Source organism: Methanosarcina mangrovi (assembly GCF_052057765.1).
In the GTDB taxonomy this organism is placed as follows: domain Archaea; phylum Halobacteriota; class Methanosarcinia; order Methanosarcinales; family Methanosarcinaceae; genus Methanosarcina.
Map to the genome: position 1 here is coordinate 2,515,554 of NZ_CP195120.1, position 14,829 is coordinate 2,530,382.

Annotated in this window: 15 protein-coding genes; 6 read left to right on the top strand and 9 right to left on the bottom strand. The window is 45.8% G+C overall.

What is annotated here, in order from left to right:
• Positions 1 to 17 precede the first annotated feature (17 nt).
• The 8 genes from ACSAZL_RS11180 to ACSAZL_RS11215 form a co-directional block, all read right to left on the bottom strand.
• Positions 18 to 620, bottom strand: a complete 603-nt coding sequence (locus tag ACSAZL_RS11180; RefSeq protein WP_440948737.1) for an aminodeoxychorismate/anthranilate synthase component II — start codon at positions 618 to 620, stop codon at positions 18 to 20.
• A complete protein-coding gene (locus ACSAZL_RS11185; protein WP_440948738.1) occupies positions 617 to 766 on the bottom strand; it encodes a hypothetical protein in 150 nt (49 codons plus the stop codon). Before ACSAZL_RS11185 ends, ACSAZL_RS11180 begins: the two co-directional genes overlap by 4 nt.
• A 42-nt stretch (positions 767 to 808) precedes the next feature.
• Complete coding sequence (trpE, locus tag ACSAZL_RS11190) at positions 809 to 2,503, bottom strand: anthranilate synthase component I (RefSeq protein ID WP_440948739.1); 1,695 nt, start codon at positions 2,501 to 2,503, stop codon at positions 809 to 811.
• A complete protein-coding gene (locus tag ACSAZL_RS11195) occupies positions 2,490 to 3,194 on the bottom strand; it encodes a phosphoribosylanthranilate isomerase (protein WP_440948740.1) in 705 nt (234 codons plus the stop codon). Before ACSAZL_RS11195 ends, trpE begins: the two co-directional genes overlap by 14 nt.
• Positions 3,191 to 4,303, bottom strand: coding sequence for an anthranilate phosphoribosyltransferase (gene trpD / locus ACSAZL_RS11200; protein WP_440948741.1), 1,113 nt, complete (start codon positions 4,301 to 4,303; stop codon positions 3,191 to 3,193). The genes ACSAZL_RS11195 and trpD overlap by 4 nt, the downstream gene beginning before the upstream one ends.
• Positions 4,304 to 4,331: 28 nt before the next feature.
• Positions 4,332 to 5,150 (bottom strand): tryptophan synthase subunit alpha, encoded by an 819-nt coding sequence (gene trpA, locus ACSAZL_RS11205; RefSeq protein WP_440948742.1) that lies wholly within the window; start codon positions 5,148 to 5,150, stop codon positions 4,332 to 4,334.
• Between the two features lies 1 nt (position 5,151).
• Entirely contained in the window at positions 5,152 to 6,363 is a 1,212-nt protein-coding gene (gene trpB, locus ACSAZL_RS11210) for a tryptophan synthase subunit beta (protein WP_440948743.1), read from the bottom strand.
• A gap of 215 nt (positions 6,364 to 6,578) precedes the next feature.
• Positions 6,579 to 7,385, bottom strand: coding sequence for an indole-3-glycerol-phosphate synthase (locus ACSAZL_RS11215; RefSeq protein WP_440948744.1), 807 nt, complete (start codon positions 7,383 to 7,385; stop codon positions 6,579 to 6,581).
• Positions 7,386 to 7,620: 235 nt separating this feature from the next.
• Here ACSAZL_RS11215 and ACSAZL_RS11220 point away from each other — a divergent pair, with 235 nt between their 5' ends.
• A complete protein-coding gene (locus ACSAZL_RS11220) occupies positions 7,621 to 8,631 on the top strand; it encodes an HRDC domain-containing protein (RefSeq protein WP_440948745.1) in 1,011 nt (336 codons plus the stop codon).
• Between the two features lie 373 nt (positions 8,632 to 9,004).
• Here the strand turns inward: ACSAZL_RS11220 and ACSAZL_RS11225 are convergent, their stop codons facing one another.
• A complete protein-coding gene (locus ACSAZL_RS11225; protein ID WP_440948746.1) occupies positions 9,005 to 9,565 on the bottom strand; it encodes a hypothetical protein in 561 nt (186 codons plus the stop codon).
• 808 nt (positions 9,566 to 10,373) lie between these two features.
• On the opposite strand from ACSAZL_RS11225, the gene ACSAZL_RS11230 reads away from it, so the two are divergent.
• From ACSAZL_RS11230 to ACSAZL_RS11250, 5 genes are all read left to right on the top strand, one after another.
• Positions 10,374 to 10,541, top strand: a complete 168-nt coding sequence (locus ACSAZL_RS11230) for a hypothetical protein (protein WP_440948747.1) — start codon at positions 10,374 to 10,376, stop codon at positions 10,539 to 10,541.
• Between the two features lie 33 nt (positions 10,542 to 10,574).
• Positions 10,575 to 11,042 (top strand): peptidylprolyl isomerase, encoded by a 468-nt coding sequence (locus tag ACSAZL_RS11235; RefSeq protein ID WP_440948748.1) that lies wholly within the window; start codon positions 10,575 to 10,577, stop codon positions 11,040 to 11,042.
• A gap of 510 nt (positions 11,043 to 11,552) precedes the next feature.
• The gene (locus ACSAZL_RS11240) at positions 11,553 to 11,906 is read left to right on the top strand and encodes a hypothetical protein (RefSeq protein WP_440948749.1); all 354 of its coding nucleotides are present in this window, start codon (positions 11,553 to 11,555) and stop codon (positions 11,904 to 11,906) included.
• 263 nt (positions 11,907 to 12,169) lie between these two features.
• Positions 12,170 to 12,577, top strand: coding sequence for a helix-turn-helix domain-containing protein (locus ACSAZL_RS11245; protein WP_440948750.1), 408 nt, complete (start codon positions 12,170 to 12,172; stop codon positions 12,575 to 12,577).
• 488 nt (positions 12,578 to 13,065) lie between these two features.
• A complete protein-coding gene (locus ACSAZL_RS11250) occupies positions 13,066 to 14,742 on the top strand; it encodes an adenosylcobalamin-dependent ribonucleoside-diphosphate reductase (RefSeq protein ID WP_440948751.1) in 1,677 nt (558 codons plus the stop codon).
• The last annotated feature ends 87 nt before the right edge of the window (positions 14,743 to 14,829 follow it).

A 14,829-nucleotide genomic window follows, 5' to 3' on the forward strand; every position in this document is an offset into this window, starting at 1 on the left:
AAAAGTTCCTGGCTGTTTTAAACAGCCGGCTGCCTTTTATTAAAGTTTTTTGAAATTTCAAGGAATCTTTCTATTATTTTTAACCCTTCGGGGGTCAGCACGGATTCCGGATGGAACTGCAGACCATAGATAGGATACTTTTCATGTTCAACTGCCATGATGGTCCCGTCTTCTGCCCGTGCGGTAATCTTTATTCCGGGAGCCGGTTCTCCTATCTCCAGGGAGTGGTAACGTCCGGCTTCAAACTGCTCTTTAAGTGTTGTAAAGAGCGGAGATTCCGTATGCTGGATCCTGGAACTCTTTCCGTGCACAGGTCCCACCTTACATCGCCTGACAGGGCCTCCGAAAGCTACGTTGATAGCCTGGTGCCCCAGACATACCCCAAGGAGAGGAGTTACCCTGCCCATTTCACGGATGATCTCCAGGCAGTTTCCAATGTCTTTCGGGTCAGACGGGTTTCCGGGCCCGGGTGAAATCACCAGCGCATCGGGCTTTATATCCCTTAACTCTTCCAGGGTAACCGTGTTGGGAAGGACCATGGTATCTTTTTCAAAGTATGAAATGTAGTCGACAAGGTTCCATACAAAGGAATCTTTGTTATTTATGAAAACGATTTTCATCTGAAAATACCTCCTTCAGCCTTTTCGTCCTGATTTATCTCTTTACTTCCTTTTTCTTCGGAAAGCTTTTTCATTAAATCCATTTTTCCTGAATTGTCCCTTTGTAAATTTTTGTCCACAGATTTCAACCCCATAATTATCTTCATTTACTCACTGTTTCCCGGATTCGCCATTTCCTCACTCCGGGTTCATTTTTCAACCCGGATTTCCCCGCCGATAGCCACAAGCATTGCTGCCATTTTCCGGTCGGTTTCCCTGAACTCATATGCAGGATCGGAATCCGCTACAATCCCTGCCCCTGCCTGCACCGAAGCCTTTTTTCCCTGTATAAGCAGGGTCCTGATTACGATTGCAAAATCAGCGTCCCCGTTCCAGCTATAATACCCGACCCCGCCACCGTAGATCCCTCTCGGAACGGCTTCAAGTTCGGAAATAATCTCCATTGCTCGAATTTTCGGGGCCCCCGAAAGTGTTCCTGCAGGAAATACCGCCCTGAAGGCATCGAACTGGTCGCACTCGGGCCTGAGGGTTCCAGAAACCGTGCTTTCGATGTGCTGGACATGGGAATACTTCAGGACTTTCATAAAGCCTGAGACCTTAACCGAGCCGCTTTCCGAGACCATCCGGACATCATTTCGCCCGAGGTCAACGAGCATTACATGCTCTGCTTTTTCCTTTTCATCATTGAGCATGTGTGAAGCCAGGGCTTCGTCTTCAGCTTCGGACTTTCCCCTCGGACAGGTGCCTGCGATAGGGTTTATGATAACAATGCGTTTGTGTACGGTCAACAGGGTTTCAGGGCTTGCCCCCACAATTGCAAGGTCCCCAAACTCGAAAATATACATGTAAGGGCTCGGGTTTATTGCCCGGAGCTGCATGTAAAGTTCGAAAGGAGACTGCTCCATTTTGAACTCACATTTTCTGGAAAGGACTACCTGGAAAATATCCCCTGCAAAAATATGCTCCTTTGCCTGGAGTACGGACTCCTCAAACCCCGACCTGTCAACGCTGCAGACCTGCATACGTGAACCTGATGCTGCAGACGGGTCAGAAACTGCTCCTGGGTCAGAAACTGCTCCAGATACAATTGCCCCCTCTACCGATGCCTTTGATATATCTTCCGGCAGGGCAACTTTCTTAATTACGGAGTAAAGCCTTTCTGCTTCCATGAGCGCTTCTTCATACACTTTTCCTGCATTCGAACCCGGGCTTACGAAGGGGGTGACAACTATGTAGGCTTCTTCAGTCAGGTGGTCGAGGACAAAACTTTTCGAAACAAGGAGGTACTGTAGTTCGGGGATATCGGATTCAAAACCTTTCCTGACCCCTAACCAGCTGTCATAGATTGCATCGTACGCTGTATAGCCAATAGCCCCTCCCAGAAAGGTCTGTCTCTCAAAACGCCTGGAATTGAAAAGTTCTATCCCGTTTGCAGGAGGAAAAGCCAGGCGAAGGGCATCAAAAACATCTTTTCCCTCCGGAATTGCAACCGTAAACTTTTCCGGACCTGTATTTTTCTTTGATTCCTTTTCTGCGGTTCCCGGGCCGCAAACTTCCGCCATCTTTGCGCAGATAGCTTCAAAGAGAGGAGAAGCTTTTGGGTTCAGGAGTTCAAGGGAAATTTTTCGGTCACTTATTTTCAGCACGGCATCAGGGTCGTTTCCGACAAAAGAGTACCTCGCCCTGCTTTCCTGCTTTTCTACGGATTCAAGCAGGTAAGAGTAGCCCGTTATCCCCGAATCCCTCAGGGATCCGTAAAGCTCGAGGGGAGAGCAGGCAGGGGAGCAGCCGTTAACTTTTGCAAAGAGCTGGACAAGGCCCGGCTTTTCGAGCCCGGAGACAAGCTCCAGAAATTCTTCTTTTCCAAGATCAAAGGAAAGCATCGGTACACCTCACTTCTTCAATAAATTTCCTGACTTTCACAGCATCTTTTTTCCCCAGGGTCTCTACCCCTGAAGCCGTGTCCACAGCATAGGGAGAAACGGCCCTGATAGCTTCCTGCACATTCTCGGGTTTGAGCCCGCCGGCAAGGATAAGGGGAAGTTTTGTTTCTTCCGCGATTCTCCGACTCAGGTTCCAGTCATGTACACAGCCTGTACCGCCGGTTTTTCCTGCAATCCCTGAGTCCAGAAGCACACCGTCCACAGTGCCGCTTTCTTCCAGCTCGCGGACCTCCTCAAGAAGGCGTGTTACAAGGTTCTGGAGTTTGGAAGCTCCCCCTCCGGCAGGCACAAAAAGGGTCTTAATGATTGGGATGTCGGTCTTTTCCCTGACGGTTTTTAGTTCGCTTAGAAGCAGACCTGAGTGGATCTGCACTATGTCCGGCTTTACTTTCTCGATAAGTTCCAGGGCGCAGGCAGAGGTTTCAGGCATTATGACCATTACCGAATCAAGGCATTTCGGGACTTTTGCAATGAGGGCAGCAGCGGTATCCGAATCGAGTTTCCGAGGGCTTTCCACAGGGACTTCCGTGATAAAGCCCACGGCATCGGCACCGTAAAGAGCTGCAAGTTCTATATCTTCCTGACTGCGGATCCCGCAGATTTTTACCCTTGTTTTTGGCCCTGTTTTCATGCCTTTTCCCCGGAAGCCGGGCTTAACATGGACGTATCGGAAGAGGCAAGAAAAGCTTCTTCCGAGCAAGAGCCCTTTTCTTTGCCCTGGCTGGAAAGTTCGGCAGTGAAATTCCGGAACTGGTTGAACTTAACCATTACTTTCCCGCTGTCAATCGCATCTTCGGCGATGGGGATCGCTTGCCGGATTGAGCCTACGATTCCGCTTACATACAGGGCTGCAGCTGCATTCAGGACAACAAGGTCTCTCTTGGGTCCTTTCTGTCCCTTAAAGATGCAGAGGAGGTCACGGGCATTTTCTTTCGGTGTGCCGCCCTTGATGTCTTCGGGCTTTGCCCGCAGCATCCCCATAGACTCCGGAGTAATGGTGCATGTGGAAACTTTTCCATCCTTTAATTCCGCAATAAAGGTTTCCCCGGTGTTTGAGATTTCGTCCATCCCATCCCCGTGCACCACAAGGGCATGTTCGGTCCCGAGCTCGGCAAGGGCATAAGCTATCGGTTCACAGAGGCTTTTATCAAAAACTCCCACAACCTGCCCTTTTGCTCCTGCCGGGTTGGTCAGGGGCCCAAGGATGTTGAAAACCGTCCTTACCCCGAGCTTTTTCCTGATCCCTGCAACCCGCTTCATTGCAGGGTGGAAAACCGGGGCAAACATAAACCCTATCCCTATCTTTTCGATGGTCTTCCTGACCTGTTCCGGGGCAAGATCCACTTTGATTCCGAGAGCTTCAAGCACATCCGAACTTCCGGACATTGAAGTTGCAGCCCGGTTTCCATGCTTGGCTACAGGAACCCCGGCTGCCGCAGTCACGATTGCAGCTGCGGTTGAGACATTGATTGTATTGAGCCCGTCTCCCCCTGTCCCGCAGGTATCCACGACCCTGAAAGGGGTTCCCGGTTTGATGGTATTTCCGGCTTTCTTCATGCCCCGCACAAAACCTGCAATTTCCTGAGATTTTTCTCCTTTTGCCCTCAGGGCTAACAGGAATGCCCCGATTTCTTCGTCTTCAGCTGTGCTGAGAATTTCCCCTATTGCGGCTTCGGCTTCTTCCGAACTCAGATCAGAGCCTTCTTCCAGTTTCTTAATGTATTCTTTCATTCCCTTCATCAGTCTGCCTCCTTTTTAATTTCCTGTTTCAATTTGCTTCAAGTATGCCGGATTTGAGCTCCCTTGCAAGGGCTTCCAGCTTTTCGTTTACATCATTTCCCTCTTCGATGATCCTGACAAAAGCCGAACCGACAATTACAGCGTCCGCTCCGGCTTTTCTGACTTCTGCAGCCTGCTTTCCGGTTGAGATCCCGAACCCCACGGCTTTCGGAATGTCGGTTTTTACCCTGGCGAGCAGTTCTTTTGTGGAACCTGAAACATTTTCTCTGGCCCCCGTAACCCCGAGCCTTGATACCAAGTAGATGAAGCCCGAGCCTCTATCCACGATCTTCCGGATCCTTGTGTCGGTTGTCGTGGGTGCGACCAGAAAGATCAGATCAAGCCCGTATTTCTCACAGCTGCTCTTCAGGTCAGCTGCTTCTTCCACCGGGATATCGGGGATAATGAGCCCGCTTATTCCGGCTTCTGCGGCATGTGCTACGAATTTTTCCACGCCGTACCTGAACACCGGATTGTAATAGGTCATGCACACAAGAGGGACATCAACCTCAAGGGCTCTGACAAGCTCAAAGTAGCGTTCAATGTCCATGCCGGCTGCAAGTGCCCTCTGTCCTGCTGCCTGGATGGTAGGTCCGTCAGCCACGGGGTCTGAAAACGGGAATCCGAGCTCGATTATATCCGCGCCCCCGTTTGCCAGGGCTTTTACAATCCCGAAGGTTGCCTTTGCCGAAGGGTCCCCTGCCATCACATAGCCGATGAGGGCTCCTTCTTTTTTCTGCTTCAGTTCACCGAATTTTTCTGAAATTTTTTGTTTTCTAGGTTCAGTTGCCCTAAGTTCAGCTACCATTTCAGACCCCCTTTCTCAGGCTCAGGACGGTTTCCAGGTCTTTATCTCCTCTTCCTGAGAGGTTCACTACCACAAACTCTCCAAGTTCCCCTGACTCAGCGGCTTTTTTCAGGTAGGCAAGGGCATGGGAGGACTCAAGAGCCGGAATAATCCCTTCGAGCCGGCTCAGTTCGTTAAAAGCATCAAGCGCTTCATCGTCTGTGACATAGCGGGCTGTAACCCTGCCGCTTTCCGAAAGGTAAGCAAGTTCCGGGCCTACCCCCGAGTAATCAAGCCCTGCTGATACGGATTCGGATTCAAGGATCTGCCCGTTTTTGTCCTGCAGGACCTTTGTCCGGGCCCCGTGCAGGATACCTTCTTCTCCGGCGCAGAGGGAAGCTGAGTGAAGGGCAGCTTTTTCCGTGCACTTCAGGGCTTTTCCCCCGGCTTCTACGGCAATGAGTTTGACTTCTCTGTCTTCGATAAAGGGATGGAAAATCCCCATTGCATTGCTCCCACCGCCCGCACAGGCAATAATAGAATCCGGCAGCCTGCCTTCTTTTTCCATCGCCTGTTCCTTTACCTCCCGCCCGATCACGCTCTGGAAGTCCCTGACTATTACAGGATAGGGATGAGGACCCACAACCGAACCTATCAGGTAGTGAGTATTTCCTATGTTCGTGACCCAGTCCCTGAAAGCCTCATTGATCGCGTCCTTGAGGGTTTTTGAGCCGGTCTCCACGGCTTTTACCTCGGTCCCCATGAGTTCCATTCTGTAAGCATTCATCTGCTGGCGTTTGACGTCTTTTGCTCCCATGTAGACAATGGTCTCAAACCCGAGGGTTGCTCCAACCATTGCTGTTGCAGTCCCGTGCTGTCCTGCCCCGGTTTCGGCGATAAGCCTGGTCTTTCCCATGAATTTTGCAAGAAGGGCCTGCCCGAGAGCGTTGTTTAGCTTGTGGGCACCCCCATGCACCAGATCTTCCCGCTTGAGGTAGACCTTTGTCCCGTATTTCTTGCTCAGGTTCCGGGCAAAGTAAAGGGGCGTTTCCCTGCCTGCAAAGTCCCTGAGGTAATGGTCAAGCTCTGCAAGGAATTCGGGGTCGTTTTTGTACTCTTCATACCCTGCTTCCAGTTCTTCCAGGGCCGGCATGAGGACTTCGGGTACGTACTGTCCCCCGTATTTTCCGTATTTCCCTTTTAGCTGAGATTCTGAAGTTTTAGTTCCTGTCAATTCGATTACTCCGTTGTACCTGATTTTTGGTTCCTGATTTTTGATTCCTGATTTTTGATTCCTGATTTTGTGAGCCTTAATTTTTGAATTTTGAATTTTTGATTCCCGAGCTTTTTCGTTGTGATATTATGAACAGAATTTAGTGTTGAAATGAAAACGGATTTTTCAACCTCATTTCCGCAGGCTGAAAGCTCCGATAAGCCAAAGAAAAGCAGTTATTCACGCCAGCAAAAACTCTGGACGAATTCTTTAGTTTTTTCAAAAACAGAGTTACTTTCCATAAGTGCAGACCCTATCAATACAGCATCAGCCCCTGCCTCCACCACACGCCTGACATCCCCGGGACCATTCATCCCGCTTTCGCTTATGATGATATGGCTTGTCCCATGGTCCAGGTCGTACTCCCGGATAAGGGGTGCAAGTGCTTCTGTGGTAGCCAGGTCAATTTTAAGGGTCTCAAAGTTCCGGTTGTTAATCCCTATGAGCTTTGTATCGGTTTCCAGCGCAATTTCGAGCTCTTCCCTGTTGTGGACTTCTACCAGTGGCTCAAAGCCTTTTTCAAGAGCAAGGTCAACAAAAGCGTCGAGTTCCTGCCCCAGGATGCCTGCAATCAGGAGTATGAGATCACTTCCCGCTTCCTCAAGCTGCAGCCTGTCAATAATGAAGTCCTTTCTGAGTACGGGCAAACATACGGTTTTTCTGACCTCTTTCAGGTTTTCGAGTGAGCCCCGAAACACCCCAGGCTCTGTGAGAACTGAAATTGCAACAGCTCCGGCTTCCTCCATCTCCCATGCAAGCTCGGCAGCCGCTGCCGGCGGTATGTCCCTGAAGTTCTTCCCCGGGGATGCCGGCTTGACTTCCGCAATTACAGGCACCCGCCCATCTGCCCTTACAGCTGCCACGGCGGCAATAAAGTCTCTTTTCTGGAACTGCGGTTGCGTTTCTTCCTTATGAACGTCGGCCCCAAAAGTCTGGATCCGGGTCTTTGTTGTGTTGAGGATGTGGAGGATTGAATCGTGCATAAATTATCACTAATGTATATTTGTGTACTACAATGTCTAATACGGTACTTGCTATAAAAAGCTTTTGGATGAGGATAAACTGTTGCCGATTTTTATAAAATACCGACAATTGTATAATTTTAGATTTATTTATATTTTTGTCTGGACAAGTATTATATAAAAAAAGTTCTTAAGTATTCATACTTAATTGATTTAGAAAGTGTTTTAACGTAATTGAAATAACTGGGGGAAAAAGATGGCTGAGTTTTTAGACACTGAAGGAACTACCCATCATTTAACAAAAATAATCAAAAACGCGAGGCAAGAAGTTTTTATAATTAGTCCATATTTGAAAATAAATCATAAGCTTAAAGATTTAATTGAAGATAAAGACAGAATGAAAATTAACATAACAATAGTCTATGGAAAAAATGAACTGCAGCCTGATGAAAATAATTGGCTTAAGCAACTTAATTCCGTTCGTACAGGGTTTTGCAAGGACTTACATGCAAAATGTTATTTAAATGAAAGTGAGGCAATTGTCACCTCAATGAATTTGTACGAGTATTCACAGGTCAATAACTATGAAATGGGTATATATGTGGCAAAGGACGAAGACCCAAAACTATACTCAGATATTTATGATGAAGCGAGAAGGTTATTCAGGATCAGTGAAGAAATTAAAGTGACAGTTGAAAAAATAGTGCCAAGGGATAGTGAGATCGATGATCGGGTTTCAAGATCAATCGAGCCCTCAAAAGTAAACGAACAATGGAAAACAGAAGAGAAAATTGAAAGTGAAAAAGAAATAGCAAGTTATGATAGTAGCTCAAGCGATCTGAATCTTTTCGAGAGATTGAGAATACTTCGAAGTAAAGTTGCAGAACAGGAAAATGTACCAGCGTACTATATATTCACGGATAAAACTCTTGAAGAAATATGCTCTAAGGTTCCAAAGAACTCTAACGAGTTTTTAAGTATTACAGGAGTAGGGCAAAAGAAACTTGAAAGATACGGGTCTGTTTTCCTCCGGGAAATTGCAAACTACTCTAAACAGGACCTAATTAATGATTCTGGATCTTGCATTCGTTGTGGGGAAAAAATAAGGTATAACCCAGATGAACCGTTTTGTATCGACTGTTATAATTCATGGGCCAGATTTGGAAATCCAAAGTATAAGGAAAAGTTTTGTCATAAATGCGGCAAACCAGTAGACACTTCCAAAGAGAAACCTGTATGCTATCAATGCTTTAAAAATGGTCTGTGACAAATGGCTTTCAGCTTTGATAAATAGATTGACTAAAGGGGGAGTTTTAACTACAAGTTATGAAGTCATATTTTCAACAAATCCCTTTACACCTTTAACCATTCTTTCCTTTCTTCATGTCTGCAGACTTAGTTGATATTCTCGGATTCAATTGCCACAGTTCAGCTTATGTCTTCATTATTTTGCTAAAACCGCCGGGCTCAAACCCCATCGGATCGGGTGATCTAAAACACGGAAGCACTCAATTAAGGTTCACGCTAATAATTTCTCCAATTAAAAGAACTGCCCGAAACCTTAAAAGTAGAAAAGATAAGCTGGGACCCGAGCACAAAAAACCTTAAAGTCTCACGGATCCCGTCCTCTCCGTTAAGTCTTAAATATGGTCATAAATCGTGACCATCGCCTTTGTTATTTTGTACATGTCTTCAAGTATCGGGGTTGTGGCTTCCGGTTGTCCGAGGGTTGCATTTGCAGCATCGAGCATGTCCTGCGGATATACGAGGCTTGCGTTCAGGTCTGAAATAGCACCGTCGAAGCTGTTCATGGCTGAATTTGCTTTACTCATGTTCGTGGGATCCTCCACGAAGACAATCGAAGAGTCCACGGCTTCTATGCCTGTAGACGTTCCCTCTATTGTAGGCTGCAGGAAAGGATATTCCGCAGAATGGTCACTGAGGGTCTGGTTTATGAGGTTCAGGTTGAGGCTGAGCAGCCGAAGCATCGATTCAAGAAAACGGAGCCCCAGCCCCAGTTCCTCTTCAACAACTTCGGTTTCGTTGTACGAAGCCGTTGAGTATTCTGTTAAATTTATGTCATCGTTTTCATCAAGAATTTTCCCGGCATCATAGGTCGTTTCTGCCGAAACCGGGATCACAGATAGAATAATGAGGAGTCCTGCGGCTATCCACAGGCAAAAAACCTGAAATCTGTCCATAATAATTTCCCCCACTGTCGTTTGTCGGAACTATTTTTTTTCGGAACCTATCAGAACCTATCGGAACCCGTAGGAACTTAAAGGAACTTAAAGGAACTTCTATCTAATTTTAACAATATTTGACGTAACTTAACGGAACTTTTCGTAATTTCTTCCCAATAAAAAATAAACTAAGCTGCCTATAAAAACGTGAGGATTTGTATGAAATAATTAAATAAGTGAGGTGCCTTTAAACGGACAATATTATGCAAAGTTTGTGCAATTTTTTTCATTTCCCTTAAAATTTAAACAACTGTTTTTTGAAAGTGTAGAAAAAAAAGTCTCAATTTGTGCCTCCAGAAAAGAGAAGCTTCAAATCTCACTCAAAAACTTTATATATTTGAATTAATTATAAATATATTTTAACGTTTAAATAAATAGATTCTGGAGAGTTCTATCAGGTTTCAAATCTTTCTTTTCAATAGCCTTCCTCAAATACGATATCAATAGAACACTCGGGCATCTAAAATCCATAACAATAACGAATAATTAAGAGACTTAATTTCTCTCCCTTTTGCCTCATGAAATGCCCGAAGTCCAGACCTTTTTCCCATCCTGTAAAAGTAAAAAATAACAGAGAATGTTGAACGCACAGTGCAATTAGAAGAAAATGAAGGCTGTTACCTTTCAAATCAACCTTCTTGAATGAGCTCACTATTATTAACCTGTAGTCCCGAATGAGACGCACTACTACAACCTATAAATTCGTTCTCTTGAGCGAAACTAACTGTAAAAACCCTCAAGTAGTCCTCTTGAACGAGCGAAGCGAGTGAAAAGGACCTCGTGCTGTTGCGATTACATCGCAACTCCCAGAAAATCTTCGATTTCCTGCGATCCCGAAGCGAAACTCGGGAGGCGAAGCTCGGGAAGCGCAGGATTTACATGCAAGGCGAACATACAATGCACAAAAAGCCGGCAAAAAGCCAGGCACGCTTAATAATCAGATTAAAAGACCTTTAGAGGAAAATAAATGGCTGTATGGAAGGGAAAGAAAGTGGTTTTACACACCACTATGGGCGATATCACTATTGAACTGTTTGAGGACATGCCGATTACTGCGGGAAACTTTGCAAAACTTGTGGACCAGGGCTTCTATGATGGCGTCATCTTCCACAGGATAATCGATAAATTCATGATCCAGGGTGGAGACCCGACAGGAACAGGTATGGGAGGACCTGGTTATGAGATCCCTGATGAGTTCACAAAGCACAACAGGAACGACAAGGGCACTATCTCCATGGCAAATGCAGGCCCGAACACAGGCGGAAGCCAGTTCTTCATTAACCTCGTAAACAACAATTACCTTGACAAAATGCACCCTGTTTTCGGAAAGGTTGTAGAAGGCATGGACGTTGTCGATGCCATGGGAAAGGTAAAAACCGACCGTCAGGACCGCCCGAAAACCGAAGTAAAAATCGTGAAGGCCGAACTGGTCTGAGGAAAACTAAAGTAAGGAACCATTTCGGGGATTCGGGAAAGAATATCGGTCTCGGTTTCAGAATGGTATAAGTTCGTATAAATTCAGCCAGGGGCAGTCTGAAACAGAGGTAGTCTGAAACAGAGGTAGTCTGAAACAGAGGTAGTCTGAAACAGAGGTAGTCTGAAACAGAGGTAGTCTGAAACAGAGGTAGTCTGAAACAGAGGTAGTCTGAGACTTGTTCAGGCTGCTCGAGACGTGAGCGTTTTCCAAAAAATCCTGGCCTTTTTTTAATTTTCTTAATTTATTTTTCCGAAATTTCTTATATTCAGGTCCTTTATTGGTTCTGAAATTTTATAGTCCAGGCAATTTTCAGTACAAGTTGACGTTTCTCATGACCTCTCTGTTTAACCTGGCTTTTCCATTTTTACCTTACCATTAATTTTCAAGTCGTTATGTTTGCTTAAACATAACGTTATATATAGTATGTGTGCATTAATGGCAAATTGAGGATCACAGGAGTGGAAAACGGTGTTCGAAAAAAAGCTGTCAATCCCCGAAAAGGATAAAATGCATATGCCTCTCAGCAACGGTAAAACAATGTGGTACTCTTTCCTTGAACCACCCAGCTTTATCAATATAGGGGAACATGGCGAGAGAAAATTAACTCTTCTTTCCGAAGTCCTATCTCTTTTCAGGATAAAGAAATTCTTTAATTTTGAGATCCTTGCTCCAGGAACAATAAAAGAGAATACCAGAGATTGCTATTTCCTGAAGGATATTATCTGGGCAGAAGAGAAAGTTGAACTCTGCTACAAAGAAGACAGGACGTTGATTCGACACCGCCTTTTCTACTTTAATCCACAGGGATGGTACACAGGATAATGACCCTTTCCCTTTTCGGAAGCGGAGATTCCGCAGGTGGTCATCGACAAACCCGGACACTCTAATTAGAAAGGGAGAGAAGGACCACACTGGAAGCGAGTATACGGAAGTCTGCAAATATCTGATTTGCCAGATTGTCCGAAAAACTTGCTTTTTCCTGTGATCCTCAAATAAGGATAGAAAAGATTGGATTTAAGAGTGGAAAAAAACAGATCTGCCCTGATTAGCTTTAATGAAAACGAAATTTCTCAAATTGTGGTTTTATGGTTGATTCTATTCACGAGATGATCAGAACAAGCTTCAGATGTGAAGATATGGTAAAATGTGTGCTCGGCTTGAAGGCTCTTGACATCGAAGCATACAAGGTCCTGCTCATGCACGGGCCTCTAACAACCGACAGGCTTGGGGGAATTCTTAACAGGGAAAGAAGTACTGCGTACCGTTCTCTGCAGAACCTCATAACGTGTGGGGTTGTTTACAGGGAAACAAAATCTCTGGAAAGCGGAGGATACTATCATGAATATGTAGCTATCGAACCCTGGGAAATGAAGCGGGTGGTAAAAAAGAATGTTGACGAATGGTACTGCCAGATGAACGGGCTGATCGAAAAAATGGATAATAAAGTAAGTCCTCTCATCCTGGGAATGGACAAAGAGGAAACCCGGATATAGGAATAAGTTGGTGGACAGTATTAAGCCCGTATATTCCGATTGTCCTTTTCGATTCTATTTCTTCTATCTCTTCTCTTCGGATTCTATTTCTTCTGATTGTTCTTTTTTGATTTAGTTTGTTTTTCCCAAATACGGTGGTTCCTGATTAATCGGTCGATCTGTTCCGGAATCCTGAAGGAAATCTTTCAGTTCTCTCCCCTGCCTCACAGGAAGTTCAGATCAGCTATTTCCAGATCAAAAACAACTGCAGACAAGTGCGCAATTTAGAGAAACAATAATTTGGAGAAATGTGCTCCATGCTGGAAAAATAATTTTCCTTAACCACAAAAACCTTTTTAAATTCAAGTAAATAGATTCTAATCATGGATTCTGATCATAATTTCTGAACGCTTATTCGGATACAATGATAAAAAATCCTGCCCAATATTGAATATAACTTCTTTATAACTTCTTTTATCGAGGACCGAAGTCTGCTGACTATCTGGGGAATGATTTCTGTGTGGGAAACAACCGAAGGATGGGATGTTCTTGTTGCCGAAGCCCTCAAAGCCAGGTACTTGCGCGAAGGGGAAAAAGGCTGGGAGGACGTCTGTGAGAGGGTGGCAAGGGCAATTGCAACAGGCGAAGACGAATATCTGGAATTTAAAGACCTTATGGTCCGTAAAATATTTCTCCCGAGCTCTCCCACGCTTATGAATGCAGGCACGGAACTCGGCCAGCTTGCCGCCTGTTTCGTAGTACCTGTGGAGGATAGTGTCGAGGAAATTTTCGATGCCCTCAAAACCGCAGCCCTCATCCAGAAAACAGGGGGAGGGAGCGGGTTCAACTTCTCTAAGGTACGCCCAAAAGGGTCTCAGGCCCTCTGCGTTGACGGGGTTGCAAGCGGCCCTCTTTCTTTCATGAGGCTCTTTAACGAGGCAACCGAAGTCATCAAACAGTTCGGCAGGCGCAGAGGCGCAAATATAGGAATACTTGATGTCTCACATGATGATATTATCCCTTTCATCAGGGCAAAGCATGTTGAAGGGAGCTTTAGAAATTTTAACCTCTCCGTAATGGTCCCTGATGCTTTTATCAGGCTTGTTGAAGCAGGCAGCACTGAAGAGGTCTGGAACCCCAGGACAGGTAAAACAGTTGGGGATATCTTCTCCGAGATCGTTGACGGGATCTGGAAAAACGGGGAACCGGGAGTTCTTTTCTACGACCGTATTAACAGGGATAACTTCACCCCGGTGCTGGGGGATATCACTGCCACAAACCCCTGCGGAGAAGAGCCTCTCCTTCCTTACGAATCCTGCAATCTGGGCAGCCTTAACCTTTCCCTTTTCGTTGAGGACGGAAAAATCAACTGGGATTCTCTAAGGGAAACAGCCGGAAAAGCCGTCCGTTTCCTGGATAATGAAATCGATATCAATGTGTACCCTGTCCCGGAGATTGAGGAGGCGACCCGAAAGACGAGGAAAATCGGACTTGGAGTTATGGGATTCCACGATATGCTTTTGAAACTGGGGCTGTCCTATGACTCAACAGAAGCTGTCGAACTTGCAGAAAAGCTTATGGAACAGATTAACTGGGCTGCGGTCCGGGAATCAAGAAAACTTGCGGCAGAAAAGGGGGCTTTTCCGGAACATGAAAACTCCACCTGGGAACTCCCAATAAGAAACGCCACACTGACAGCAATAGCGCCGACTGGCACTATCAGCATTCTTGCCGGCTGCTCTGCAGGGATTGAACCTGTTTTCAGCTGGGTCTACAGGCGGACCCGGACAGTGGGAAAAGAATTCCTGCTCGTACACCCGCTCTTTGAAGCATATTTCAAGCCAAGACTCCCGGAATCTGATTACAATGGACTCCTTGAGCATGTCTACACGCATGGAACCCTGCAGGACATAAATGACCCTGAGATAGTGTCCGAGAATGAAAAAAAGCTCTTCATGTCAGCTCTTGATATTGGGTGGAAAACTCATATTGACATACAGGCAGCCTTTCAACGCCACTGCCATGCAGGAATCTCAAAGACCATAAACATGCCTGCAGATGCCGGGAAGGAAGATATTGAGCAGGCTCTGATATACGCCTGGGAGCAGGGATTGAAGGGGCTTACAATCTACAGGACAGGAAGCAGGCAGTACGTGGTTCTTAACCTTAAAAAGTCTGAAAGTTGAATTTTTACCTTAAAATATAATTTAACATTAAGGACCTGTCCCGGCTGTGGGAAATATTTTGTGTTAAATTATCCAATTTTTTTACGA